Origin of the sequence: Novosphingobium piscinae, from assembly GCF_014230355.1 — a bacterium.
In the GTDB taxonomy this organism is placed as follows: Bacteria; Pseudomonadota; Alphaproteobacteria; order Sphingomonadales; family Sphingomonadaceae; genus Novosphingobium; species Novosphingobium piscinae.
This window is the reverse complement of the sequence record NZ_JACLAX010000009.1, coordinates 48,514-74,081: the sequence shown is the minus strand read 5'-3', so window position 1 is coordinate 74,081 and position 25,568 is coordinate 48,514. Positions and strand designations below refer to the sequence as shown.

At 67.2% G+C, this 25,568-nt stretch carries 21 protein-coding genes; 12 read left to right on the top strand and 9 right to left on the bottom strand.

The features are described 5' to 3' along the window. Positions 1-24 precede the first annotated feature (24 nt). Genes H7F53_RS10535 through H7F53_RS10525 form a run of 3 tightly spaced genes read left to right on the top strand, consistent with a single transcriptional unit; the run spans position 25 to position 1,753 of the window. A complete protein-coding gene (locus H7F53_RS10535) occupies positions 25-288 on the top strand; it encodes an acyl carrier protein (protein ID WP_185679442.1) in 264 nt (87 codons plus the stop codon). Between the two features lie 8 nt (positions 289-296). Next, on the top strand, positions 297-974 hold the full coding sequence (locus H7F53_RS10530) for an alpha/beta hydrolase family protein (RefSeq protein ID WP_185679441.1): 678 nt from the start codon (positions 297-299) through the stop codon (positions 972-974). Next, positions 971-1,753 (top strand): hydrolase 1, exosortase A system-associated, encoded by a 783-nt coding sequence (locus H7F53_RS10525; RefSeq protein ID WP_185679440.1) that lies wholly within the window; start codon positions 971-973, stop codon positions 1,751-1,753. The genes H7F53_RS10530 and H7F53_RS10525 overlap by 4 nt, the downstream gene beginning before the upstream one ends. Positions 1,754-1,774: 21 nt before the next feature. Here H7F53_RS10525 and trxB read toward each other — a convergent pair whose 3' ends face one another. Then, the gene (trxB, locus tag H7F53_RS10520; RefSeq protein WP_185679439.1) at positions 1,775-2,749 is read right to left on the bottom strand and encodes a thioredoxin-disulfide reductase; all 975 of its coding nucleotides are present in this window, start codon (positions 2,747-2,749) and stop codon (positions 1,775-1,777) included. 136 nt (positions 2,750-2,885) lie between these two features. Here trxB and H7F53_RS10515 point away from each other — a divergent pair, with 136 nt between their 5' ends. Together H7F53_RS10515 and H7F53_RS10510 are read left to right on the top strand one after the other, a co-directional pair. After that, entirely contained in the window at positions 2,886-3,761 is an 876-nt protein-coding gene (locus H7F53_RS10515) for an alpha/beta fold hydrolase (RefSeq protein WP_185679438.1), read from the top strand. 194 nt (positions 3,762-3,955) lie between these two features. Beyond that, positions 3,956-4,780 carry a flagellin N-terminal helical domain-containing protein gene (locus tag H7F53_RS10510; RefSeq protein WP_185679522.1) on the top strand — a complete coding sequence of 275 codons (825 nt, stop codon included), beginning with the start codon at positions 3,956-3,958 and terminating at the stop codon, positions 4,778-4,780. Between the two features lie 131 nt (positions 4,781-4,911). Here the strand turns inward: H7F53_RS10510 and H7F53_RS10505 are convergent, their stop codons facing one another. The 5 genes from H7F53_RS10505 to H7F53_RS10485 are packed head-to-tail and all read right to left on the bottom strand — an operon-like array spanning position 4,912 to position 11,279. Then, positions 4,912-5,442, bottom strand: a complete 531-nt coding sequence (locus H7F53_RS10505) for a DUF3237 domain-containing protein (RefSeq protein WP_246438818.1) — start codon at positions 5,440-5,442, stop codon at positions 4,912-4,914. Positions 5,443-5,456: 14 nt separating this feature from the next. Beyond that, entirely contained in the window at positions 5,457-6,854 is a 1,398-nt protein-coding gene (locus tag H7F53_RS10500) for an aldehyde dehydrogenase (protein ID WP_185679437.1), read from the bottom strand. 52 nt (positions 6,855-6,906) lie between these two features. Continuing rightward, entirely contained in the window at positions 6,907-8,244 is a 1,338-nt protein-coding gene (locus H7F53_RS10495) for an MFS transporter (protein ID WP_246438817.1), read from the bottom strand. Positions 8,245-8,299: 55 nt separating this feature from the next. Then, complete coding sequence (locus tag H7F53_RS10490; RefSeq protein WP_185679436.1) at positions 8,300-10,417, bottom strand: acetate--CoA ligase family protein; 2,118 nt, start codon at positions 10,415-10,417, stop codon at positions 8,300-8,302. A 22-nt stretch (positions 10,418-10,439) separates the two neighbouring features. Then, positions 10,440-11,279: a p-hydroxycinnamoyl CoA hydratase/lyase gene (locus tag H7F53_RS10485; protein WP_185679435.1), complete on the bottom strand. Its 840-nt coding sequence runs from the start codon at positions 11,277-11,279 to the stop codon at positions 10,440-10,442. Between the two features lie 91 nt (positions 11,280-11,370). Between H7F53_RS10485 and H7F53_RS10480 the strand changes: the two genes are divergently transcribed. The 3 genes from H7F53_RS10480 (at position 11,371) to H7F53_RS10470 (ending at position 16,197) form a co-directional block, all read left to right on the top strand. Beyond that, positions 11,371-11,835, top strand: coding sequence for a MarR family winged helix-turn-helix transcriptional regulator (locus tag H7F53_RS10480; RefSeq protein ID WP_185679434.1), 465 nt, complete (start codon positions 11,371-11,373; stop codon positions 11,833-11,835). A gap of 161 nt (positions 11,836-11,996) precedes the next feature. Beyond that, entirely contained in the window at positions 11,997-14,210 is a 2,214-nt protein-coding gene (katG, locus tag H7F53_RS10475; RefSeq protein WP_185679433.1) for a catalase/peroxidase HPI, read from the top strand. 286 nt (positions 14,211-14,496) lie between these two features. Continuing rightward, positions 14,497-16,197, top strand: coding sequence for an amidohydrolase (locus H7F53_RS10470; protein ID WP_185679432.1), 1,701 nt, complete (start codon positions 14,497-14,499; stop codon positions 16,195-16,197). Positions 16,198-16,233: 36 nt separating this feature from the next. On the opposite strand, the gene H7F53_RS10465 is transcribed toward H7F53_RS10470, so the two are convergent. After that, the gene (locus tag H7F53_RS10465; protein WP_185679431.1) at positions 16,234-17,040 is read right to left on the bottom strand and encodes an acetoacetate decarboxylase family protein; all 807 of its coding nucleotides are present in this window, start codon (positions 17,038-17,040) and stop codon (positions 16,234-16,236) included. A gap of 129 nt (positions 17,041-17,169) precedes the next feature. On the opposite strand from H7F53_RS10465, the gene H7F53_RS10460 reads away from it, so the two are divergent. From H7F53_RS10460 to H7F53_RS10450, 3 genes are read left to right on the top strand one after another with little or no spacing between them, the layout of a single operon-like run. Next, a complete protein-coding gene (locus H7F53_RS10460) occupies positions 17,170-18,060 on the top strand; it encodes a fumarylacetoacetate hydrolase family protein (protein ID WP_185679430.1) in 891 nt (296 codons plus the stop codon). A gap of 5 nt (positions 18,061-18,065) precedes the next feature. Further along, positions 18,066-19,493 (top strand): aldehyde dehydrogenase family protein, encoded by a 1,428-nt coding sequence (locus tag H7F53_RS10455; protein ID WP_185679429.1) that lies wholly within the window; start codon positions 18,066-18,068, stop codon positions 19,491-19,493. Between the two features lie 30 nt (positions 19,494-19,523). Next, the gene (locus H7F53_RS10450) at positions 19,524-20,531 is read left to right on the top strand and encodes an AraC family transcriptional regulator (RefSeq protein ID WP_185679428.1); all 1,008 of its coding nucleotides are present in this window, start codon (positions 19,524-19,526) and stop codon (positions 20,529-20,531) included. A gap of 54 nt (positions 20,532-20,585) precedes the next feature. Here H7F53_RS10450 and H7F53_RS10445 read toward each other — a convergent pair whose 3' ends face one another. Together H7F53_RS10445 and H7F53_RS10440 are read right to left on the bottom strand one after the other, a co-directional pair. Then, a complete protein-coding gene (locus tag H7F53_RS10445; protein WP_343062018.1) occupies positions 20,586-22,904 on the bottom strand; it encodes a TonB-dependent receptor in 2,319 nt (772 codons plus the stop codon). Between the two features lie 255 nt (positions 22,905-23,159). Next, positions 23,160-24,347, bottom strand: a complete 1,188-nt coding sequence (locus H7F53_RS10440; RefSeq protein WP_185679426.1) for an MFS transporter — start codon at positions 24,345-24,347, stop codon at positions 23,160-23,162. 205 nt (positions 24,348-24,552) lie between these two features. Between H7F53_RS10440 and qhpR the strand changes: the two genes are divergently transcribed. Further along, a complete protein-coding gene (qhpR, locus tag H7F53_RS10435; RefSeq protein WP_185679425.1) occupies positions 24,553-25,560 on the top strand; it encodes an AraC-like transcriptional regulator QhpR in 1,008 nt (335 codons plus the stop codon). Positions 25,561-25,568: the final 8 nt, after the last annotated feature.

The window sequence follows — 25,568 nt, the reverse complement described above, 5'->3', positions numbered from 1 at the left end:
ACCAGGACAACGACCGGACCCGTCATGACGCCATCCGCCGACCAGACCCTGCGCCAGATCCTTGCCGACGTGCTGGGTCTCGACCCTGCCCGGGTCGCGGGGTTCGACCGCAGCACCGGCCTGTTCGGCCACCTGCCCGAACTCGATTCGATGTCGGTTGCTGGACTGCTCACCGAAATGGAGGACCGGCTCGGCTTCATCATTGACGATGAGGACGTGGACGGCGAACTGCTCGAGACCTACGGCTCGCTGCTCGCCTTCACCGAAGCCAAGCTGGCGAGCGCCTGACCCACGGAATGATCGCCCGCTGGCCCGCGCGCGACGCCTCGACGCAGGGGCACGACGACGGGCACGAACTCGCGCTGACCTTCGATCGCGGCCGCGCGGCGCGGGTGCTGGTGCTCCCCGCCCTGTTCGACGAGGGCAACCGCCTGCGCCGGTTTACCGTCGAGGCGATGCGCGCGCTCGATGCGGCCGGGATCGACAGCGTCCTGCCCGACCTGCCCGGCACCAACGAGAGCCTCGCTCCGCTCGACCGGCAGTCGCTCACCGGCTGGCGCACAGCAGCCGAACGCGCCGCGCACCACTTTGCCGTCACCCACGTGCTGGCGATCCGCGGCGCCGCGCTGGTGGCGCCGGCCCTGCCCGGCTGGGCCTATGCCCCGCTCGGCGGCGCGGCGCTGCTGCGCCAGATGGTGCGTGCGCGCCTCCTGGCCGCGCGTGAGGCTGGCCGCACCGAACAGGCCGAGACCCTGCTCGAGCAGGGCCGCGCCAGCGGACTGGAACTGGCCGGCTACCGGCTCGGCCCGGCCCTGGTCGTCGAACTGGGCGAGGCCATCCCGGCTGACGGGCTCGCCGTGATATCCCAGGCCGATATCGGCGGCGCCGGTCTGTGGCTACGCGCCGAGCCCGACGAGAACGCGGCGCAGAGCGCGGCACTGGCCGCGCGGATTGCCGCGGGCCTCGCCGCATGACCCGGCTCCATCTGGCCTTCCCCTGCGCCGGCAGCACCTGCCTCGGAACACTCGACCTCGCGCCCGGCGCCACCGGGCTGCTGATCGTGTCGGGCGGCAACGAGCTGCGCGCAGGGGCGTGGAATGGCCAAGCCGCGCTCGCTGCCGTCATCGCCGCGCAGGGCTTTCCGGTGTTCCGCTTCGACCGCCGCGGCGTGGGTGACAGCGAAGGCCGCAACACCGGTTTCCTTGGCAGCGAGCCCGACCTGCGCGCAGCCGCGGTGGCCTTCCGGGCCGCGGCGCCCGGAGTGCGGCGGATCGTCGCGCTGGGCAACTGCGACGCCGCGGCAGCCCTGATGCTGTGCGCCGGGGCCGGCTGCGACGCGTTGGTGCTGAGCAATCCGTGGACGATCGAGCCGGGTGCCGAGGCGGCCGCGCAGCCAGCCGCGCTGCGTGCCCACTATGCCCGCCGGCTGCGTGATCCGGCAGCCGTACTGCGCCTGCTCAAGGGCCGGATCGCGCCGCGGCAGCTGCTGATATCACTGCGCGATATGCTCAGACCCCAGCCGCCCTCGTCGCTGGCCGCGCGCATGGCTGCGGGGCTGGCTGGGTTCGCCGGCCCGGTCCGCATCCTGTTGGCAGGCCGCGATCGCACCGCGCAGGTGTTCATGGCGGGATGGGACCAGACCGATCCCCGCCTGCATGTCTGCCCGGAGGCGTCGCACAGCTTTGTCGAACCCGCCGCGCGGGACTGGCTGCTGACGCAGGTGCTGGCCGTGCTGACCGAGTGCCACGACTGATCTCGCCGCGGCAGCGCCGGATCAGGCTGGAACCGCTGCCTCCTGCCCCCGCGCAAACTCGCGCTCGGCGACGAACCGCTCGGCATCGAGCGCGGCCATGCAGCCGGTCCCGGCTGCGGTGACCGCCTGACGGTAGGTGTGGTCCATCACGTCACCGCAGGCGAAGACACCCGGGATCGAGGTTTTCGGCGTGCCCGGCGTCACCACGATGTAGCCACTGTCGTCGAGCTCAAGCTTGCCCCGGAACAACTCGGTCGCCGGAGCATGACCGATCGCCACGAAGGCGCCGTCGGTCTCGATCAGCGAGGTCTCGCCGGTCTTGGTGTCGACCACCTCGACCGCCTTGAGTCCGCCCTGGGCGGGATCGCCGACAAAGCGGGCGACGGTCTTGTTCCACACCACCTTGACCGCGGGATGAGCGAACAGCCGGTCCTGCAGGATCTTCTCGGCGCGGAAGGAATCGCGGCGGTGGATGATCGTCACCTCAGGCGAATGGTTGGTCAGGTAGAGCGCCTCCTCGACCGCGGTATTGCCGCCGCCGATCACCACCACCTTCTTGCCGCGATAGAAGAAGCCGTCGCAGGTGGCACAGGCCGAAACGCCCTTGCCGCCGAGCTCCTGCTCACCGGGCGCGCCCAGCCAGCGGGCCTGCGCGCCGGTGGCGATCACCAGGGTCTCGCCCTCGTACACGTCACCCGAATCGCCGATCGCGCGGAAAGGCGGGCCGGACAGGTCGATGTCGACGATCGTGTCCCACAGCATGCGGGTGCCGACGTGTTCGGCCTGAGCCTGCATCTCCTGCATCAGCCAGGGCCCCTGCACCACGTCGCGGAAGCCGGGATAGTTCTCGACATCGGTGGTGATGGTCAGCTGGCCGCCGGGCTGGAGGCCCTGGACGACGATCGGCTGCATCCCCGCGCGGGCGCCATAGATCGCCGCGGTCAGTCCGGCCGGGCCGGAGCCGATGATGAGCATGCGGGTGGTGTGCGTGGCCATGGATCGTCGTTCCTCCTGTCGCTGCGGAGATAGGTGGCGGCGGCCGGAATGACGAGTCCCCGCCGGGCGTTTTGCCCGACCGGAAGAGACTGCCGCCGGGTTGACAGAGCCATGGTGGGCGAACAGGCTCGGGGGCATGAACGATCTCGGGCCGACCTCGCACAGCTTCATCTCCCAGCGCCTGCGACTGCACTACGTCGATTGGGGCAATCCCGAGGCCCCGCCGCTGATCCTCCAGCATGGCGGGCGCGATCACTGCCGCAGCTGGGACTGGGTGGCACAGCGGCTGCGCCATGACTGGCATGTCATCGCCCCCGACCTGCGCGGCCATGGCGACAGCGCGTGGTCGCCCGATGGGGACTACCGGCTGATCAGCTGCGTCTACGATTTTGCCCAGCTGGTCCAGACGCTTGGCTACGACCAAGTCACGATCATCGCCCATTCGCTGGGCGGCCATATCACCAGCCGCTACGTTGGGCTCTATCCCGAGAGGGTGGCCCGCTACGTCAACATCGAGGGGCTGGGCTACACTGCCGAGGACCTCGCGCGGCAGGCCGAGACGAGCCATGCCGACCGGATGCGCAAATGGATCACCGAGCGCCGCGGGGCGGCCGGTCGCCAGCCGCGCCGCTATGCGACGCTGGAGGAGGCATACCAGCGGATGAAGGAAGCCAATTCCTACCTGTCGGACGAGCAGGCCCGCCACCTCACCGTGCACGGCGCCAGCCGCAACGAGGACGGCAGCTGGAGTTGGAAATATGACAACTACCTGTTCACCGCCCCGCCGGACGAGCTTGGCGGCGAGGAGATCTTTCGTCTGTGGCAGGCGATCACCTGTCCGGTTCTCCTGCTCTGGGGCGCCGATTCCTGGGCAAGCAGCCCGGCCGAGGACGGGCGCATGGCCCATTTCGCCAATGCGCGCCTGATCACTTACGAACAGGCCGGGCACTGGCTCCATCACGATCGGCTCGACAGCTTCATTGCCGATGTGACCGCCTTTCTGGCTGCGTGACGCCCGAGCCTGCGACGCCTCCAGACACTGCGAAGGCCCGCCAGCCAGCTAGTCATTATCATTTAATTTCAGATATTTAGAAAATTTCTTGCTTAGCCGGTAACCAGACCCCTTAAATTTCTGGGACCGGTGCCGCTCTTGGATTGTGATCATTGGCGGGTCGTCATGGCCCTGATCAACACCGGGAGCAACCTATGGCGGTTATTAACACGAACATCAGTGCGCTGCGCGCCTCGAACGCGTCCATTGCGGCTGACAAGATGCTCGGATCGGCGATGGAACGCCTGTCGACGGGCAAGCGCATCAACAGTGCCAAGGACGACGCGGCTGGCCTGGCCATCGCGACGAGCATGACGGCACAGACCCGCGGCATGGCCCAGGGTATCCGCAACGCGAACGACGGCATCTCGCTGGCGCAGACGGCTGAAGGCGCGCTGGCCGAAGTGGCGAACATGCTGCAGCGCATCCGCGAACTCGCGGTCCAGGGCGCCTCGGGAACCTTCCAGAACTCGGATCGCGCGGCGATGCAGTCGGAAGTCTCGAACCTCACCCAGCAGGTCGCCGACGTGCTGACCAACACCAAGTTCAACGGGATCACGCTGTTCAGCACCACGGTCGGCACCGATGTCAGCATTGACATCCAGACCGGTGCCGATGCCGCCCAGGTGGTCACCCTCACCTCAACCGCGATCGATGGCACCAACATCAGCGCAACAGCGCTGGATGTCACCAGCGCGACGGCGGCCTCGACTACCATGGGCAACGTCGATCTCGCCCTGTCGGATGTGAACGCGGCCCGCGCCTCGCTCGGTGGCGGGCAGAACCGACTCGAATCCGCAGTGAACAACCTCACCAGCAACATCGCGAACCTGTCGGACGCGAAGTCGCGGATCGAAGATACCGATTATTCGGTGGAGACGACCAAGCTGGCCAAGGCCCAGATCCTGTCGCAGGCATCGACCGCGATGATTGCCCAGGCGAACCAGGCCCAGCAGAACGTCCTCTCGCTGCTGAAGTAAGTCACCCTCCCCGGTGGGGGCGGCTCCCGCAAGGGGGCCGCCCTTCGGGAGCGACCACGCGGCCGGCGTCCGGCACGCGCAACCCCCTCGCCCGGCGGCGGGGCGTTTGGCGTGCTCGGGACGCGATCGCCCTATTTCACCACGTAAAAGTCGATCAGCACCTTGTCGGGCTGGCGCACCCCCCGCGCGACGAAGGCATGCCGGCGCAGCCAGTCGTAAGGTCCATCGGCGACCTTGAAGTTCGGCGTCGTGCGAAAATAGTAGAGCGAGGGATCAACCACCTCGCCCCGGGACAAGCGCTCGATCACCTCGGGACTGGCCACCCGCACACCGGGGTTGGTCACCTCGACAACCGTGCCATTGACCGTGCGCAGAAAGTACCGCGCTTCGACCCGGGTCACCCCATTGGCCTCGATCACCTGCCAATCCCCTCCGCCAGGAAGGACGGAGCCGCTCATCATCGGCCCTTCGACCTTGCCGCCGGTGATCGCGATGAAACGCTTGCGCCCGCCATCGACTGTCCCTTGCTCGATCGCGGGAGCCACTTCCGCCGTCACCGTGAAGGCATACTCGAGCGTCGGCGCCGGTGCCGCCGGTCCAGCCCCGGCCGGCCCGGCCAGGACGGAGGCGGCAGCGGTGGCCAAGGCGGTGCGCATGGTCATGGTGTCGTCTCCCATCAGATCGGGAAGTGGCCGGGCTGGGTCTCGATGGTTATCCAGCGCGTCTCGGTGAAGCTGTCGATGCCCTGACGTCCGCCGAAGCGACCGTAGCCCGAGGAGCCGACCCCGCCGAAGGGCATCTGCGCCTCATCGTGCACGGTCGGCCCGTTGACGTGGCAGATGCCCGACTTGATCCGCCGCGCCACGGCCAAGCCCCTGGCCGTGTCACGCGTGAAGACCGCGGCGGACAGGCCGTATTCGCTGTCATTGGCCAGTTCGATCGCATGCTCGGTGTCGCGGGCGCGGATCACCCCGACCACCGGACCGAAGCTCTCGTCGCGGTAGAGGTTCATCTCGGCAGTCACGCCCGCCACCACGGTCGCCCCCATGATCACGCTTTCGCCCTTGGCCCCGGCGACGATCTGCGCGCCCTTCGCCACGGCATCATCGATCAGCGCGTTGACGTGAGTGACGGTCTTCTGATCGATCACCGCGCCCAGCGGGGTCGTCCCCTCGCGCGGGTCACCTGCCGGCAGGGCCCGGGCCTTGGCGGCGAACTTCTCGATAAAGGCGTCGGCCACGGCCTCGACCACGATGATCCGCTCGGTGCTCATGCAGATCTGGCCCTGGTTCATGAAGGCCCCGAAGGCCGCCGCCTTGACCGCCTCGTCCAGGTCCGCGTCCTCGAGCACAAGCAAAGGCGCCTTGCCGCCCAGCTCGAGCAGGCAGGGCTTGAGATGCTCGGCCGCGCGCTTGGCGATGATCCGCCCGACCGCGGTCGAACCGGTGAAGTTGATCCGCTTCACCTCGGGCGCATCGATCAGCGCACCGACCACCTCGCCGGCGTCCTCGGGCGCATTGGTCACCACGTTGACCACGCCTTCGGGGAAGCCCGCCTCGGCGAAAGCCTCGATGATCAGGGCGTGGGTCCGCGGGCAGGTCTCGCTCGCCTTGAGGATCACGCTGTTACCGCAGGCGAGCGGCACCGCGATCGCCCGCACCCCGAGGATGATCGGAGCATTCCACGGAGCAATGCCGAGGATCACGCCAACCGGCTCCTTCAGCGCCATCGACAGGCAACCGGGCTTGTCCGAAGGGATCACCTCGCCGGCGATCTGCGTCGTGATTGCCGCTGCCTCGCGCACCATCCCCGCAGCGAGCCCGAGGTTGAACATGGCCCAGCCCGCGGTCGAGCCGGTCTCGGCCATCATGGCTGCAACGAACGCATCCTTGCGTGCCATCAGCGCGTCAGCCGCCTTCATCAGCACCGCGCGCCGGGCATTCGGGCCCTGCGCCGCCCAGGCCGGCTGCGCTGCTCCGGCCCGCGCGGCAATCGCAGGAATGTCGGCGCTCTTCAGCGCGGGGGCAGAGGATGCAGGCTCGCCAGTGATCGGATTGATGCGGGTGAATTCCATGGCTCTCTCCATGCTCGGCAGGGGTCAAAAAAGGCAAAACAATCAAAAGAAATCAGCAGCTTTCAGCCGTTCTTCGGGGTAGGATCAACAGTGCGGCGAGTGCGACGAGCGAGCCGCCGGCCATGATCGCCGAGACCATGGGAAGCGAATAGCCCGCCTTGAACAGATAGCCGCCAACCATCGGGCTGAGCGCCGCACCACCGCGGCCAAGCCCGATGACGAAGCCGGTTCCACCCGCCCGGTTCGCGGTCGGGAAGCTGCTTGCGACCAGACCATAGAGCCCGACGATCACGCCGTTGGCGCAGAACTGGGCAGTCGCCGCGGCAAGGGCCAGCATGCCGAGATTGGCCGGGCTGTGCCCGAACAGGGCAACCGCGGCGCAAGACGCCAGCATGAAGCCGGCAATCAGGCTGCGGATCGGCATGCGAACAGACAGGGCGCTGTAGAGCAAGCTGCCGACGAGCCCGCCGACATTGCCCCAGACCAGCACGCTGCCGGCCGACGAGGGGGCAAAGCCCATGTCCGACACGATCTTGGGGGACCATTTGAGCACGAAGTAGAAGGTCAGCAACTGGCTGAAGTAGATCACGGTCAGCAGTACCGTGGTCAGGGCCATGCCGCCGCGGAAGAGCTCGAAGATCGAACTCGAGCGCACAATGGGATCGACCGGCGGGAGCTGGTCGGTCGGGGAGTGACCCAGCGCGACCAGGCTGCGGTTGACCTTCTGCAGAGTCTCGGGGCCCCTGCGCTGCAGCAGGGAACTGACGGGTTCCGGCACGAACAGCGGCACGAGCGGCAGGAACAGGGCAGTAAGCCCCGCACCGAGCCAGAAGACGTCGCGCCAGTCCCCCTGGGCGAGCAGGCCACTGGCGATCGCACCACCGGCAATGCCCCCCACGGGATAGCCCGCTGCCATGATCGCGACAGCCGCACCGCGCGCCCGATCGCTGGCGAATTCCGCGGCCAGGGCATTGATGACGGCCAGCATGCCGCCGATCCCGAGGCCGGTGAACAGGCGGGTCGCCGCGAGGGCCTCGATCGAGCCGACCTGGGTGGTCGCCACCATCCCCGAAGCCATGATCACGAGACAGGCGAGCACCGTCGGTCGGCGCCCCACGCGGTCGGCCAGCTGGCCCAGCAGAACCGAGCCCACCATCATGCCGATCAGCTCCATCGACAGGACCACGCCCAGCGCAGCGCGATCGATCCCCCATTCCTTCGAAATGCCCGGCGATGCGAAGCTGATCGACAGGACGTCGAACCCGTCGAGCGCATTGAGCAGCACGCACATCGCGATCGCGACGATCTGCTGCCAGGTCATCGGCGCCTGGGCGAGCCGCCGCCGCGGATCACCAGCGACCGCCCCTGCCCCGTCCCTTGCTTCGACCATTCCACTCTCCCGCCGTGTTGAACCCGGCTTGTGCCGTGATTCGTGTCTTTTCGACCTATCCGCCAGCCAGGATCAAGGCATCGAGCGCGACCACGCCCTGTCCCGCCGGATGAAGGATGACCGGGTTGAGATCGAGCTCGCGCAGACCGGGCTCGGCCAGCAGGACCGCGCTGACCGTGCGGATCAGCCGGGCCAGAGCTGGCACATCGAGGGCCGGAGCACCACGGTAGCCATGCAAGAGCGGTGCGCTTTTCAGCTTGCCCAGTTCGGCGATGATCTGCGCCTCGTCGAGGTCAGGAGTGATCAGCCTTACATCGTGCAGGATTTCGGCGGTCACACCGCCGAAGCCGGCCAGCACGACGGGTCCCCATTCGGGATCGTTGCGCGCGCCGACGATCATCTCGACCCCGCGAGCACCCATCGCCTCGATCAGCACGCCGTCGAGCCTGATCGTGGCGTCGTAGGCCGCCACGCTGGCGTGCATCTTGGTCCAGGCGGCACGCACGGCTGCGGCGTCGGTCAGGTTCAGGATCACCCCGCCGGCGTCGCTCTTGTGGCTGAGGGCGGCCGCCTGGGCCTTCATCGCCACCGGGAAGCCAAGCGCCTCGGCTGCCGCGGCGGCCTCGTCCGCCGAAGCGGCAAACCGTCCGGCCGGGAATGGAACACCCTGCGGACCGAGCAGTGCCTTGGCGCGGTACTCGGGAATGACCCCAAGATGATCCCCCAGCCCCGGCAGCGCGGTCGGGACCGGACGGTGATCGGCCAGATCGCGCCCAAACCGCGTACCGAGCCGCGCGAGTGCACGGAAGGCGCGTTCCGTGGTCGGAAACCACGGCACGTCGCGCGCCCGCAACTCGGAGATGAACCGCGCGGGTATGTCGGCGCCCTCATCAAGACCGGCGAAAATCATCGGCTTGCCCATCGGCCGCTCGTCAAGTGCTGCAAGAATGGCGGGCACCTTGATCGCGCTGGTCACCGGATCGCCCTGGATGATCCCGCAGACGATTCCGCCAACCCGCGCATCGTCGCGCAGCGCGATCAGCGACCGGGTATAGATCGCCGGCTGGCTCAGGCCCTGGGCGGTGATGTCGAGCGGATTGCTGACCGGCACGAACGGCGGCAGCGCCTCGCGCAGCGCCGGACTGTCGGCATCGGCCAGCGCAGCCAGCGGCAGGGCCAGCTCCTCAGCCAGATCCAGCGTCAGGGCCTTGAACGCCCCGGATTCGCCCAGCACCGCCACTTCGGGCCGGGTCAGTGGCGCGCAGCGCACGAGGATCTCGGCGATGTCGCCCAGCTCCTCCAGCGTCTCGGCGAAGACAACGCCAGCGCGCTCCACCTTGGCTCGCATCAACTGGTAATCGCCAGCCATCGCCCCGGTATGGGTGGCAGCGCTCTCCCGAGCGGCGCTCGACTTGCCGGGGTGCAACAGCACGATCGGCTTGCCCGCCGCGAGAGCCCGCGCCGCCGCCGCAAGGAAGCGCCGCGGGTGGCGGAACTGCTCGACGATCATCGCGACGACAGCCGTGTTCGGCTCGTCGACCAGCCAATCCACATAGTCCTCGACCGAGGAGCCAGCCTCATTCCCGGTCGAGATCGAGTAGCTGACGGCAACCTCGCGCGCCTGCAGCGTGGTCGCCAGGACGGCCGCCATGGCGCCTGATTGCGAGACGATCCCGACAGCCCGCCGCCCGGCGGGCGCAACACACTGCGTCTCGACGAAGGTCAGGGGGATGCCGTCGACATGGTTGACCATGCCGAGACAATTGGGACCTTCGATCACCATCCCTGCCGCCGCGGCGATCCGGGCGATCTCGGCCTGTTGCGCCAGGCCCTCCTCGCCCCCCTCGGCGAACCCAGCGGAAAACACGATCGCCGCACCGCAGCCCCGCGCTGCCAGTCCGCGCACGGCATCAAGCACGGCTGGTTGCGGGATCGCCAGCACAGCCACGTCGACCCCCTCGGGCAAGGCCTCGACCGAAGGCAGACAAGGGCGCTCACCGATCGCCTCCCGGTTGGGGTTGATCGGATAGACCGTCCCGGCAAAGCCGTTGCGATCGAGGTTCCCGATCACCGAAGCACCCAGCGCTCCGGGCTTGTCGCTCGCCCCGACCACTGCGACCGAGCCCGGTCGCAGCAGCCGTGCGATCTGTTCCGCTGCAAGCTTGCCCGCCATGTTGCCCTCTCCCCGCGCCGACCTAGCGAGCCACCTTGGTGGCGTCGAACGCGCCAAGCCCGGGCTTGAAGGTCTTGTCGTCGAGGAACTGCTTGGTCGCCTCCTTGCGCGCCGCCATGCCGCCCATGCCATTGAGCGCTTCCTGAGCGCGGATCAGGTAGTCCATCGCATTGTCGAAGGTCATCTCGCTCATCCGGCGCATGGCCCACTTGGTGGCGCGCAGGGCATTCGGATCCTTCTTGAGCAGGACCTCGGCGATCTCCAAGACGCGATCCCGCAGCTGGTCGTGCGGCACGCTCTCGGTCACCAGCCCCTGCTCGGCGGCCTGCTTGCCGGTCAGGTTCTCGCCCATCATGGCATGGTAGATCGCCTTGCGGAACGGCATAAGCTCCTGCGCCACCTTGCTCGCGCCGCCGCCCGGCAGGATGCCCCAGTTGATCTCCGAGAGACCGAAGGTGGCGTCATCCGAGGCGACCACGATGTCGAGTGCATGCAGCGGACCGTAGGCGCCACCGAAGGCCCAGCCGTTGATCATGCCGATTGTCGGCTTCTCATACCAGCGCAAGCGGTCCCACCAGCTGTAGGCTTCCCGCTGGCTCTTGCGGATAGCACCGATCCCCAGCGCCTCGTTCTCGCGGAAGTATTCCTTCAGGTCCATGCCCGCCGAAAAGGCATCGCCCTCGCCGGTCAGCACCAGCACGCCAACATCCTCGCGGAACTCGAGCTCCTCGAGCACGCGCAGCATCTGGCGATTGAGCTTGGGGCTCATGCAGTTGCGCTTTTCCGGTCGGTTATAGGACACCCAGGCGATGCGGTTCTCGACCTTGACGGCAACGGTATCCTGTTCGGCACGCTCAGACATGGCACTCCCCACGAAACGAATCCAATTGCTATGATGGATAGCTTTCTCTCTGCTATAGTCAATAGCGGTCTGAGCCTGTAGGACGGCGAGCATGACGGACTTTGTGACAGGTTCCACCCACTCCGCGGACGCGTTGCCCGTGTCCGCGGTCGATCCGCTGGCCGACCTTCCAGGCTACCTCCTGAGGCGCGCTGCCAACTCCATGATGGCCGAGCTGGGGACCCGGCTCAATGCCCATGAACTGCGCATCTCGGAGGCAACCGTGCTTCTGCTCATCAACGATCGGACCGATCTCACCTCGGCCGAAATCGGAAAACTGCTGGAGATCCAGCGCGCCAACATGGTGCCGCTGTTGGCGCGCCTTGAGACGGCGGGTCTGATTCACCGTGTACCGATCAACCGCAAGTCACAGGCGATCGTGCTGACACCGCACGGCCGCACGCGGCTGGACGAGGTGCGCGCCGTGACCCAGAAGTTTGAGGCCGACCTGCTCGAACGGATCCCGGCCCAACATCGGCCGCATCTGGTCCCGGCTCTGCAGGCGCTGCTCGGCTGATCGGCGCGCCCGGGAGCGGGAGCGGCAGCGCCTTCGCCCCGGCTCATTGATGTTGCCGATTACAGTCACGCGAGCTTCCAATTGGGAACCCTGGCCCTCACGCGGTAGCCACCTGGTCCGGCCCGGCAACGATTGGGCCCCGACAGGAGGATTGACCAACCATGACCAGCACCAGGCTTGCGCTCATCGCCGCGGCGATGGCGTCTTCGGCCCTTGCCCTCGCCGCCCCGGCCCGGGCGGACACGGCGGCCCCCGCCGCGAAGGAGTGGTGGCCCAAGCAACTCGATCTCTCGGCCCTGCGCCAGCATGAGGCGCAGGCCAATCCCTATGGCGCCGATTTCAACTACGCGCGGGAGTTCGCCACGCTCGATCTCGACGCGGTCAAGGCCGATCTGCGCAAGGTGCTGACCACCTCGCAGTCATGGTGGCCGGCGGACTACGGGCACTACGGTCCGTTCTTCATCCGCATGGCCTGGCACAGCGCCGGCACCTACCGCTCGGGCGATGGTCGCGGCGGCTCCGATGGCGGCGAGCTGCGCTTCGAGCCGCTCAACTCCTGGCCCGACAACGTCAACCTCGACAAGGCGCGGCGCCTCGTCTGGCCGATCAAGCAGAAGTACGGCCGCAAGCTGTCGTGGGGCGATCTGATGATCCTCGCCGGCAACGTCGCCATGGAAGACATGGGCTTCAAGACGCTGGGCTTCGCCGGCGGCCGGATCGACGCGTGGCAGCCCGACCTGGTGTTCTGGGGCCCCGAGGCCAAGCTGCTCGCCGATGAGCGCCGCGATGCCAAGGGCAATCTCAAGGGCCCGCTTGCCGCGACCCAGATGGGGCTGATCTACGTCAACCCCGAAGGCCCGAACGGCAATCCCGATCCGCTGCTCGCCGCCGCCGACATCCGCCGCGCATTTGGCGCGATGAACATGACCGACGAGGAAACCGCCGCGCTGATCGCCGGCGGGCACACCTTCGGCAAGGCGCATGGCGCGCACAAGCCGGAGGGCTGCGTCGGGGCCGATCCGGGCCAGGGCAAGATCGAGCAGCAGGGCCTCGGCTGGGCCAACAGCTGTGGCAAGGGCAAGGCCGAGGATGCCGTGACCAGCGGGCTCGAGGGTGCCTGGTCGGCCAATCCGATCGCCTTCACCACCCAGTACCTCGACAACCTCTACGGCTTCGAATGGGTCAAGACCAAGAGCCCGGCGGGCGCCACCCAGTGGATCCCCAAGGATCCGAAGGCGGCGAACCTGGTGCCCGACGCGCACCGCCCCGACGTGCGCCACGCCCCGATCATGTTCACCACCGACATCGCGCTGCGCGAGGACCCGGGGTTCCGCAAGATCACCATGGCGTGGAAGAAGAACCCGCAGGCCTTCGCCGATGCCTTCGCCCGCGCCTGGTTCAAGCTGACCCACCGCGACATGGGCCCGCAGGCCCGCTACCTCGGCAAGGACGCGCCGAAGGTCAGCTTCGCCTGGCAGGACCCGCTGCCCAAGGCGGACTACGCGATGATCGACGCCGGTGACGTCGCGCAGCTCAAGGGCGCGATCGCCGCCTCCGGGTTGAGCACGCCCGAGCTGGTGCGCACCGCCTGGGCGGCCGCCTCGACCTTCCGCTCGACCGACATGCGCGGCGGCGCCAACGGCGGGCGGCTGCGGCTTGATCCGCAGCGCGGCTGGGCGGTCAACGATCCGCAGGAGCTGACCAAGGTGGTCACCGCGCTCGACGCGATCCGCACCCAGTTCAACAAGGCGGCGAGCGGGGGCAAGCAGGTCAGCTTGGCCGACCTGATCGTCCTGGGCGGGACCGTGGCGATCGAGCGGGCGGCCAAGGCCGCCGGGCAGGACGTGGCCGTGCCCTTCACGCCGGGCCGGGTCGATGCCACCCAGGCGCAGACCGACGTGGCCAACTTCGCGGTGCTCGAGCCCAAGGCGGACGGTTTCCGCAACTACTACAGCGCGGAGGCCCACTATGGCCCGATCGAGGCCTTGGTCGACAAGGCCGACAGCCTCGACCTGACCGTGCCGGAGATGACCGTGCTGGTCGGCGGGATGCGCGCGCTGGGCGCCAATGCCGGCGGGTCGACCGCCGGGGTCCTGACCAGCCGGCCGGGCACGCTGAGCAACGATGTGTTCGTCAACCTGCTGGCGATGGACACGGTGTGGAGCAAGTCGGCCAGCAATCCCGCGCTCTACGAGGGCAAGGACCGCACCACGGGCGCCGCCAAGTGGACCGCGACTCCGGTCGACCTGGTCTTCGGCTCGAACAGCGAGCTGCGTGCCGTGGCTGAGGTCTATGCCTCGGATGACGCCAAGGCGAAGTTCGTGGGCGATTTCGTCAAGGCCTGGACCAAGGTGATGAACGCCGACCGGTTCTGATCCGGACCGGATGGTGACTGGCGGCGGCCGGGCGAAAGCCCGGCCGCCGTTGTCGTTGGCCCAACGCGGACATGCGTGACGGGAAAACCGCGGCATGGCTGGAACCGAGACCTCGGGCGAGGGTGAGGCTGTGCCAGGTGCCGCCCCGCCTGCCCGCCACGGACTGCCGGCGCGCGGCGGCTTGTCATATCCGGCCAAGTTCCGCGCCCTTGCCACCCACCGGCCCATCGCGATTGACTCGGCTCACGGCAAGGCCGGACATCCCGGTCCGATGGGAGAAAACCGCATGTCCCGCTCGACTCGCCACCGCTTGGTCCGCTGCGCTGCCACGCTCTTGCTCGCCGGCAGCGCCCAGGGGCAGGAGCCACCAAAGCCCGACCGCCTGTTCATCCATGGCAATGTCCTGACACCCCACGGCACGGCCCAGGCCGTGGCCGTCCAGGGGCGGTCGATCGTGGCGGTCGGCAGCGATACCGAGGTGCTGGCCCTGCGCCACGAAGGCGCCGAGATCGTCGACCTTGCCGGCCGCACGCTGATGCCCGGCCTTTATGACATGCACGTCCACGTCTTCGCAGCCGGTCAGGACAAGCTGGCGTGCAAGTTGCCTCAAGGCGCTGGCGCAGCGCGTATTGCGGCAGCCGTGCGCGCCTGCGCGCAGCACGCCGCACCCGGTGCATGGATCACCGGAGGAAGCTGGGTAGGCGCCGCGTTCCGGACCGGTGAACAGACCCGGGCGGTGCTCGACGCTGCCGCCCCGAACAACCCGGTTCTGCTGAACGACGAGGCGCTGCACAGCGTGTGGGTCAATTCGCGCGCGCTCGCGCTCGCCGGGGTGAACCGCCAGACCCCGGATCCGCAGGGCGGCCGCATCGAGCGGGACGCACGGGGCGAGCCCACCGGCGTGCTGCGCGAACTGGCGACCCGGCTGGTCGAGGACCGGGTGCCTCCGCCCAGCCTGGCGGCCCAGATCGCCGCGGTGAAAGCGGCCAGTGACGAGATGCTCTCCTACGGAATCGTGGGCTTTACCGATGCCGCGGTCCGCCAGGCGAATGTCATGGGCCTGTCCCAGTATGCCAAATCCGGGCAGCTCAAGCAGCATGCGCGCGGCTGCATCGTCTGGGGCCCGACGTCGGACGGCGGCGAGGCCCTGCTGGCACAGCGGCAGGCCCTGTCGGGCGGAACCTTCCGGCTGGATTGCGTGAAGCTGTTCCTCGACGGGGTACCAACCGAAAGCCGGACCGGTGCGATGCTTGCCCCCTATGCCGCCCTGCCGGGCCGCGAGGTCCACGGCGACGAACGCGGCATGCTGTTGATCCCGCAGACCGATCTCAACGCTCTCGTCACCCGGTTCGACCAACAGGGGCTCGAGGTGAAGTTCCACGCCGCGGGCGATGCCGCCACCCGGGCCGCGGTGGATGCCATCGCCTCTGCCCGCACCGCGAACGGCTTCAGCGGCCCACGCCATGAGATCGCGCACAACACCTTTATCGCCGAGGCCGACCTGCCGCGTGCTGCCACGCTCGGATTCGCCTGGGAGTTTTCACCATACATCTGGTGGCCCACCCCGATCACGGCCGTGGACATCGCCCGTGCTGTCGGGGCGGAACGGATGAAACGGCTTTGGCCGATCCGCGAAGGGTTGGACAGCCGGGCCCTGGTGGTCGCCGGCTCGGACTGGCCGGTGGTTCCTTCGGTCAACCCATGGCTGGCGATCGAGACCATGGTCACCCGGCAGGCCCCCGGGGGCGAGGGTGCGGTCCAGGGCGAGGCCGAACGCATCACCCGGCGCGAAGCCCTGACCATCTTCACCCGGAACGCTGCGGCGCTGCTCGGCCGGCTGGACCGGGGCGGAACGATCGAGGTGGGCAAGGAAGCGGACCTGATCGTGCTCGACCGCGACCCTCTGACCGTGCCGGTGGGCCGGATCCACGACAGTCAGGTGCTGGAAACCTATATCGGCGGTGAGCGCGTCTACCGCCGCGAATGACAGGGCCGGGCGGGCCGGAGCCCGCCCTTCCCCGGTTCAGTCAACCAGGTTGTTGCGCGACAAGGTCCGGCCGGCCCGCCAAGACACCCCGACTTCGTGCCAGTACCCGGCGATCCGCTCGCGCGGCGCAATGTCGAGCAGTTCTTCGACCGGGCTGTCGAAGTAGGACAGGTCAAAGTCCCCCTTGAAGCAACGCCCAAAATCAACGTCATAGCTGGACATCGTCACAACCTCGTCGAGGCTCTGCCGACCATCGGTCTCGATCGCCGGCAGCCACCGGCTATGCGCCATCGGATGGCCGTTGACGAAGCCGGGCTTGTCGCAGGCCTCGGCGATCGTGAACCGTCCCTCGGCCAGGCGACGGTCGAACGCGGCCAGGGTGACGCCGAAGGTTCCACCCGGCTCCAGCCGCGGCCCGGCCTTGCCGACATAGACCGGCCGGCTCATGTGGATCGAACCGAGCTTCTTGGGATAGCCCTGGTGCTGGCCGCGGAGCATCGCGAATTCCTTGTCGACCCAGATGTAGACGCAGCGCGAATAGGTCTGGCCCTGGAACTTGCAGCGGACGACGATGAACATCTCCTTGTACTGCACACGGATGGGGTCAAGAAGCTGGGCCGGGTCGTCGCCGGTTGACTGCCAGTCGGCCCAGATTGCGGCGACTGCACCGGGGTCCTCATCGGCCAGACTGAAGCCCGCGGGGAGCAGGGCGGCGATCTTGGCGGGATCGGTGCGATACTCCAGCGTGATCAGCTCGCCCGAATAGTGCCATGGCACCGGCGGAACGATGCTGGCCTTGCCGGTCGGCGTACGCGGATAGAACAGCCCCTTAAGTTCGGTCATGCTTCCCTCGACGGTTGAACACCGGCGCTTGTGCGCGAAAGCCATGGCCGCAGCTTGGCCGCAACGGCCAAAGCCCCCGTGGCCAATCAGCGCTAGACCGTGCCGTCCCATTCACGAGAAGGCCGTCTGATGACCACCGAATACCGCCGCATTCTGCTCGATGGTTACCCGATCCTCACCACGCGCCACGGTGACGAGCTCGTTACCCGGGACGGACGTTCGATCGGTGTGGACGAGGCGGTGCACCTGGCCCCCTGCCAGCCCAGCAAGATCATCTGCGTTCATCTGAACTATCACAGCCGCGTGCAGGAATTCATCACCAAGCTGCCGCCGGCGCCCACCTACTTCCACAAGCCGCTGACCGCGCTGAACACCCACAAGGGAGCGGTTGTCCGCCCGGAGCGGTGCAACTGGCTGAACTACGAAGGCGAGATTGCCATCGTCATCGGCAAGACCTGCCGCAACGTCTCACCAGCCGAAGCGGGTGACTACATTCTCGGCTATGCCGTAGCCAATGACTATGGGCTTCACGACTTCCGCGATACGGATGCCGGATCGATGCTGCGCGTGAAGGGTTCGGACACGCTCTGTCCGATCGGTCCCGGTCTGGTCACCGGCTGGGACTTCCGCGACAAGATGATCCGGACCTATGTCAACGGGGTGTTGAAGCAGGAAGACAACACCAGCAACATGGAATGGGACATGCATTACCTGGTCGCCGACATTGCGCGAACGATCACGCTCGAACCGGGCGACGTGCTGCTGTCGGGGACGCCGGCCAACAGCCGTCCGGTGCAGATCGGGGACGTTGTCGAAGTCGAGGTGGACGGGCTTGGGCGCCTGTCGAACACCATCGTCCATGGCCCGACCCCGATCCGCGAGGATTGCGGCGCTCAGCCGACCGAGAGCGAGGAGGTCATCTCCACTGCCATGGGCGGCGACTGGGAGTTCCGCGGGAAGCGGGCGGCCGGTGGACAGGGCGCGGCGTTCTATGAATCCGCCCTCGACGCCCCGAAATGACAACCATGGTCGACGCGACCCGCTTCTATATCGACGGCCGCTGGGTTGCGCCGGCTGACGACGCGCGAGCTGCCGTCGTCGATCCGGCCGACCGCTCGGTGATCGGCGAGGTGGCCCTTGGCGGACCGGCCGACGCCGAGGCGGCGATCGCCGCAGCCAGAGCGGCCTTTCCCGGTTGGTCGGCCACCACGAGGGAACAGCGGCTGGAGTACCTCGAAGCCATCAACCTCGCGCTCATCGCCCGCTCGGACGAGATCGGCAATGCGATCATGCGCGAGATGGGCGCCCCCCGTCGGCTGGCCCGCCGGGCCCAGGCTGGGTCCGGACCGCAGCACTTTGGCGAGGTGATCCGGGTCCTGCGCGACTACCCGTTCGAAACCCCGCTCGGCTCAACCCTGCTGCAGCGCGAGGCGATCGGGGTCTGCGTGCTGATCACGCCATGGAACTGGCCGATGAACCAGATCGCGACCAAGGTGGCCCCGGCGCTGGCGGCAGGGTGCACCATGGTGCTCAAGCCCAGCGAGCTGGCACCGCTCGATGCCGTCATCCTCGCCGAGATCATCGACTCGGTCGGCTTACCCGCAGGCGTGTTCAACCTGGTGCACGGTTCTGGCGCCGCGATCGGCGATGCCCTGACTGGCCATCCGGATGTCGACATGGTGAGCTTCACCGGATCGACCCGCGCCGGTGTGGCGATCGCCGCCAATGCGGCGCCGACGATCAAGCGCGTAGCTCTTGAACTTGGCGGGAAAAGTGCCTGCATTGTCCTGCCCGATGCCGATTTTGCGAAGGCGATCCCGGCCACCGTGCAGGGTTGCATGCTGAATACCGGCCAGAGCTGCAACGCCCCGACCCGCCTGATGGTGCCGCGCGCCAGGCTGGATGACGCCTGCCACCTGGCGAAGCACGCGGCCGAAGCGATCCGCCTGGGAATGCCGATTGACGATCCGGATATGGGTCCGGTGGCGAACGAGGCCCAGTACGGCCGGGTCATCGCGATGATCGATCAGGCCATCAGCGAAGGCGCCACCCTGCTGACTGGCGGCAGCGCGCCCCCGGCAGGGCTCGAGCGCGGTCTGTTCGTGCGGCCGACCGTGTTCTGCGGCGTCACCCCGGACATGACCATCGCCCGCGAGGAGGTGTTCGGCCCGGTCCTGGCGATCATGGCCTATGACAGCGTCGAGGAGGCCGTGGCCCTGGCCAATGACAGCCCCTATGGCCTGTCGGGCTATGTCTGGGCGGAAACACGGGATGCCGCCCGCGCCGTGGCGCGGCAGCTGCGCACCGGCATGGTCCACCTCAACGGCGCGCCGCTGGACAGCGCCGCGCCGTTCGGTGGCTACAAGATGTCGGGCAACGGGCGCGAATGGGGGCGGTTCGGGCTGGAGGAATTCCTCGAGATCAAGTCCATCTACGGCGGCGCCGAGGCTTGATCACGGACGGTTGCCGGATAAGCTGGCGCCATGGGTGAGGCCATGATCTCGGCGCAGTTCCTGCGCCACGTTGCCAACTGCATGGAGCTGACCGGCCACCCGGCGGCAGGGCTGCTGGACGGGATCGGGGTGGGCCGCGAACTGCTGGACGATCCCGACGGCATGATCCCGCTAGCCAGCTTCCTGGCGTTCTTCGAGCAAGCGGCCAATCTTGTCCGCAATCCCCATTTCGGGCTTCATGCGGGCCGGCTGGCAGGGTCGGACAGTCTCGGCCCGCTCAGCTTCCTGTTCCTCAGCGCTCCCACCTTGCGGCAAGCTTTCCTCAGTTTCACCCGCTACCTTTCGGCCATGCAGCAGGCTTCGACCAACCAGTTCGTGGACGGGCCAGGCGGCGCGACCTTCAGCTATGGCGTGCTTGATCAATCGCTGCCCCATCGCCGGCAGGATGCCGAGTATTCGCTTGGCGCGATGTTCAGTCTCGCCCGGCAGTTCACCGGTGGAGAGATTGAACTGCGCGAAGTCCGCTTCGAACATGAGCGGGTCGGGGACTACGCCCGCTATCGGGAGTACTTCGGCTGTGACGTGTTCTTCGAGCAGGACTGCAACGCATTCAGCATCGACGCGCACTACCTCGACCTGCCCGGGCGGGTCCTGAGTTCAAGCCTTCATCCCATTCTCGAGGATCACCTCCGCCGCAAAGCGGGCGATCCAGGCGGGCTGACCTACGCGGATCGGGTGACGGCCTACATTGCCGCCCGCCCGCTGGACGATCCGCCCAGCATCGCCGATGCCGCCGCGCACCTCGGGCTCTCCGTGCCAACGCTGGGGCGCCGCTTGCGGGCTGCGGGCACAACCTGGCGGGAACTGCTGCACGAGCATCGGATGGTAGCGGCGGCGCGATTGCTGCGGGACAGTCGCCGCAGCATCAGCGCGATTGCCCTGGCGGTCGGGTTTTCCGAAAGCGCGAGCTTCATCCGCAGCTTCTCGCGACACTTCGGCCAATCCCCGCACCGGTTCCGGATCACTCCGCCGCGATAGCTCCAGCAGCCCCGGAACCGGCGCCGGCCACAGCCGGGCCGGCGCCGGATCGGCTCACCACTTGATGGTGGCGCCCACGCCGTAGGTGGCTGGCCGGGCATAGACCGACGTCGTCCCGAGCGGGCCGAGGTTGAGAGTGTAGGCCCGGTAGGCCTGGTTCAGCACATTGCGGCCGAAGACCTGCAGCGAGAACCGGTCATTGTCGGACGTCCAGGTCAGCGAGGTGTTGGTCACGTTGTAGGCCGGCTGCAACGAGGACTGGCCATTGGTGACCTCGAGGAACTGCTTGTCGTACCAGACCCCGTCCACCTGCGCCGAGATGTTGCCCGCCAGCGCATCGAAGTTGTAGCGAACGACATAGTTGAGGCTGAACCGGGGCTGGTTCGGAAAACGGGCCCCGCTGACGGTCTTGGCCGGATAGTTGCAGAAGTACGTGCCGTCATTCTGATCGGTGCAATACTGCGGTACCGAAGCCCCGGGCACCAGCACCGACAGGAACTGCGAACCAGCCGCCTGCACCGTATCGACCCGCGATACCTCCCAGGTGGCCCCAAGGTTGATGTTGATGTGCTTGTTCGGCTGGAAATAGGTTTCCAGTTCAGCCCCCGTGGCGTGGGCATTGCTGTTGCCCACCTGCGGCACGCCGCCGATCAGCGCGAACGTCTGATAATCATCGTAGATGTAGTGGTAGGCAGTCGCGTTCACACGCAGGCTGCGCGCGGGATTGGACCACTTGATGCCGCCCTCGAAGGAATTGAGCGTCTCGGGGCGGTGCTGGAAGGTGTCGGCCGTGACGTAGCCATTGAGCGTGAAATTGCCGCCCTTGATCCCGCGGTTCCACGACGCGAACAGCAGCGTGTCGTTGTTGGGCTTGTAGTTCAGCGTCACCCGCGCCGCGATGTCGCCGTGCGAGATCCGGCTGGCGCCCGGCAGGGTTGCCGAAAAGCTCTCGTCCGAGGCAATCGGCGCCGACTGGCTGCCTTCCACGACCGAGGATGAGTAATCGACCGACTTGGTGTCCTTGGAGTAGCGCAGACCACCGATCAGGGTCAGCTTGTCCGACAGGTCGTACTCGGCCTGACCAAAGACCGACCAGTTGCGCGAATGAAGATCATAGACCTCGTTGATCGCGGAATTGACCCCGGGCAGCCCCGCGGCCAGCGCTGCCCCGACCGCCGGCGCCCCAATCGTCGCCATGGTGCCCTTGATCTTCATGTCGAGGAAATAGGCACCGGTCTGCCAGCGGAAGCGATCCGCCTCGCCGGACAGGCGGAGTTCCTCGCTGAACTGCTTGTACCGCGCCTGGGTCTGGAACACGATCACGGTGACCGGCAGCGCATCACCGTCTTCCTGATAGGACTTGTTGAGCGCGGTGTAGTTGGTGATCGAGGTCAGCTTCACCCCGCCCAGATCATACTGCAGCTTGCCCTGGAGGATATCGGTCGTCCGGTTGAAGAGGCCGGGCGTGTTGCTGAAGTTGGCAAAGGGGCTGGCCCGTTCCCCGGTGATGCCATTGATCACACCACCCGAACCATTGCCGAGGCCGGCGGCATCGGTGGTGCAGTAGCCATTGTCCTGAAGGTTGCAGTTGTCGAACACGTAGCCGCCGGTCGCCACGTTGTTGTCCTCGCTGTGCTTGACCCACAGGTCGAGCGTACCATCGGGACCAAGGTCGGCCTGGACCGTGCCGCGCAGCGCCCAGCCATTCTCTGCGCCCAGATCCTGCCCGTTGCCGTCGAACACGCCGGGCAGCGCTGCGGCCGACTTGATGTAGCCATCGGCCTTGGTCACCCTGCCGGCGACCCGGAAGCGCAGTCCTGGCGTCAGGCTGCCACCCACGGCGCCCTCGACGGCCCGGCGGTTGAAGCGCTCATAGCCAGCGTTGACATAGCCGTTGAACTCCGCCCGGCTCGCCTCCGTGCTGACATACTGGATCAGGCCACCTGTCGCATTGCGACCGAACAGGGTCCCCTGCGGCCCGCGCAGCACCTCCACTCGCTGGATGTCGAACAACTGCCCCGACAGCCCGTTCATCGACCCCATGTAGGCATCGTCGACGTAGACCGCGATCGGCGCCTCAAGATAGTCGGTGAAGTTGTTCTGCGAAATGCCGCGCAGGTTGAAGATCGTCACGTTCGGCGACCAGGCGTTCAACTGCAGCCCGGGCACCTGCTGGGTGATCTGCGTGGCATCGGTCACCCCCAGCGCTTTGAGCTGATCGCCCGAATAGGCCGTCATCGCGATCGGCACGCGCTGCGCATTTTCGCTCCGCTTGTTGGCGGTCACGACGATGTCGCCAAACGTGCCGGTCGCGGTGACATCGGCCGTCTCGGCCTGGCTTGCCGCCTCCTGCGCCAGCGCCGGAGCGGTCACGGCACCGAGTGCCAGCAAAGAAACCGAAGCAAGCGACAAACGGATCAACGACATGCCAATTCCCCCCATGTATCGCACTGCACGCCGGGTCCCCCGGGACAACGGCGAGCGCGAAGTTCGTTTGATTGGGCAGGGTTTATGTGCAGTCGGTGCGGATCGTCGGCTTGCCAGAACTGGCCAAATCGCCGCCCGGCCAGGCGCTCCGGGACTCCATGGGTGCGGGGCAAGCGCAATCAGTCGCTGGGCGGCCGTGCCTCAGATTGGCGCGCGCACCTGCCCCATGAGCGCGCGGTGACGCCGCATCGGCATCAGCAGCAGGAGGTAGCTCGCCAGGAAAAGCGCGATGCAGAGCAACTCGGCCGAACGGTGGCCCGAGCCATCCAGCAGGTGCGACGCGATGATCGGCCCCAATCCCAGTCCGACCATCTGCATGGCGATGGCAAAGGACATCATCCGGCCGGTTTCGTCGAAATCGCAGACCCGGCCGAGAATGAACGGAAGGACGAAGTTCCACAGCACATTGAAGCCGCAGACGCCAAGAGTGAAGACCGCTGGCGCCGGTTGGCCGAGCAGCAGTGCGATACTGCCGGCGCCGGCGAGAATGCCAAACGCAATGGCCCCGTTGCGGCTTACCCGGCCGGCCAGGAACACCGAGGCGAGAGCCCCGCCGATGGCGAGGATCTGCGAAAGGAACAGCGCGTCGGCGACCGCCTGCTCGGCCATGCCGGCGCCCACTCCGACAAGGAACAGGACAGCCCAGGCGATCCCCTGGGCGAGATTGTAGGTCAGCACCCCAAGCAGCGCGACCAGCAACATTGCCGGCGCAAGCTGGCGCGCCTCGGGGTTGCTCATCGCCTGGGCGTCATAGGCTTTCGGCACGAAGGGCACGGTGACAAGCGCCGCCAGGCTGAGGACGGCGAAGGTCCCGAACAGCCCGGCCAACCCGAAGGCCGCCAGAAAGGTGGGGAGGTACCACAATCCGAAGGCGCCGTAGGTCAATAGCAAGGTCAGATAGAGCGCGACGTTCCGCTCGGCGCGGATGGTGAGGCCGACAAAGGTGAAGCTGATCGAGGTGATTGCCCCCTCACCCAGACCGGTGAAGAAGCGCGCGATGTCGAGCCACCGTCCCTGCGGCGCGATGCTCGATGCGATATCCCCCAGCGCCGCCACCGCCAGCCCGCCGATCACGATCGTGCGCCAGCTGATCCGGTTGCCCCAGATCGCGACCAGGATCGTCGCCAGGGCGACACCCAGCATCTCGATGCCAGCCAGGTTCACTGCGCCGGCCTCATCCAGCCCGAGCTGGGTAACGTAGGCTTGCACGATCCCGGGCTGGATGATGAACGAAAGAACCCCGATCGTACCCAACACGATCGCGCTCAGCACGGCCGGCCAGCCATTCACATCGACGTCACGGGATGCAGGTGGGGTCGAATCGGGCATCGGCGCGCCTTCTTGGGGTCGGGCGCCGATCTGGTCCGACGCGTGCGGGACCGGCTTGGCCGGAGCGGTCAATTATTCGGCGGCGAGGCGCGCTGCGCGGTTTCGCGTATGCGTCCCATTCGGTCACTTAATGACGAAAACGATCAATCTGGATCCCACGCGGCGCGATACGTTCCATCCCACAAGATCGAAAAGGGGAGAATCCATGACCGAAGCGACGGTGCGCGCGGCTGCGCTGAACGGCTGGGACAACTTCTGCACGCTTGCGCCCGGCCTGGAAACGATCGGCTCGCTGCCCTGCGAGCGGGCTCCGGGTGCTATCTCGCTGGCGGAGTTCGTCCATTTCTCGGAAAGCGTGGTCAATCGCACCCGCGACGTGGCGATCCCCTGGCTGGTGGGCGTGCACTACGACCTCGCATCCCTTGGCCAGGTCGGCGATGCGATCAACGCCGCCGGCAAGGTCGGCACGGCGCTGCGCCGCCTGGTCGAGTACTTTTCCCTGCTCCAGGACTGCACCGACATCCGGCTCGACCGCGAAGACGACATGGCCTCGGTGAGCTACCGCATTCTCGATCCGGAGATCTGGCCGCGCCACCATGATGCGATGTTCAGTCTCGGCATCGTTGGCCAGATCATTCGCCGCGGGACCCGCGGAGTGTGGGAGAAGGTGGAGTTTTCGTTCGAGGCCAAGCAATACGAGATGCGCGGCGATATCGGCAAGGTGGTCTGCGCTCCCTGCAGCTTCGGGGCCGACATCAACCAGATCCGTTTTCCGGCGGCTATGCTGGATCTGGCCCTGCCTGAAACCGACTGCAAGGCCACTGCGGCCGCTGCTGATGTCCGGGCGCTGAGCCGGACCCTGGTGGATCAACGTCGACGCACCCCGCTGGTCGAGCGGCTGGCCCAGGTCGTCTATCGCGACCTCAACAGCCACGGCATCGAGCAGGAGCGGATTGCGCGCGAAATCGGCATGTCGAGCCGGACGATGCGGCGCAAGCTGGCCGAGGAGGGTTCATCGTTCCAGCAGGTGCTCGACGAGTGCCGCATGCGGCAAGCACTGTTCGAGTTCCGCACCCGCCCGGACCTCTCGATTGCCCAGATCGCGTTGCGGCTGGGCTATGCCGAGCACAGCAACTTCACCCGCGCCTTTCATCGCTGGACCGGCATGTCGCCCCAGGCGTGGCGGGCCGATCTTGCCCGCAACGCTCAGTGATCGCAGGA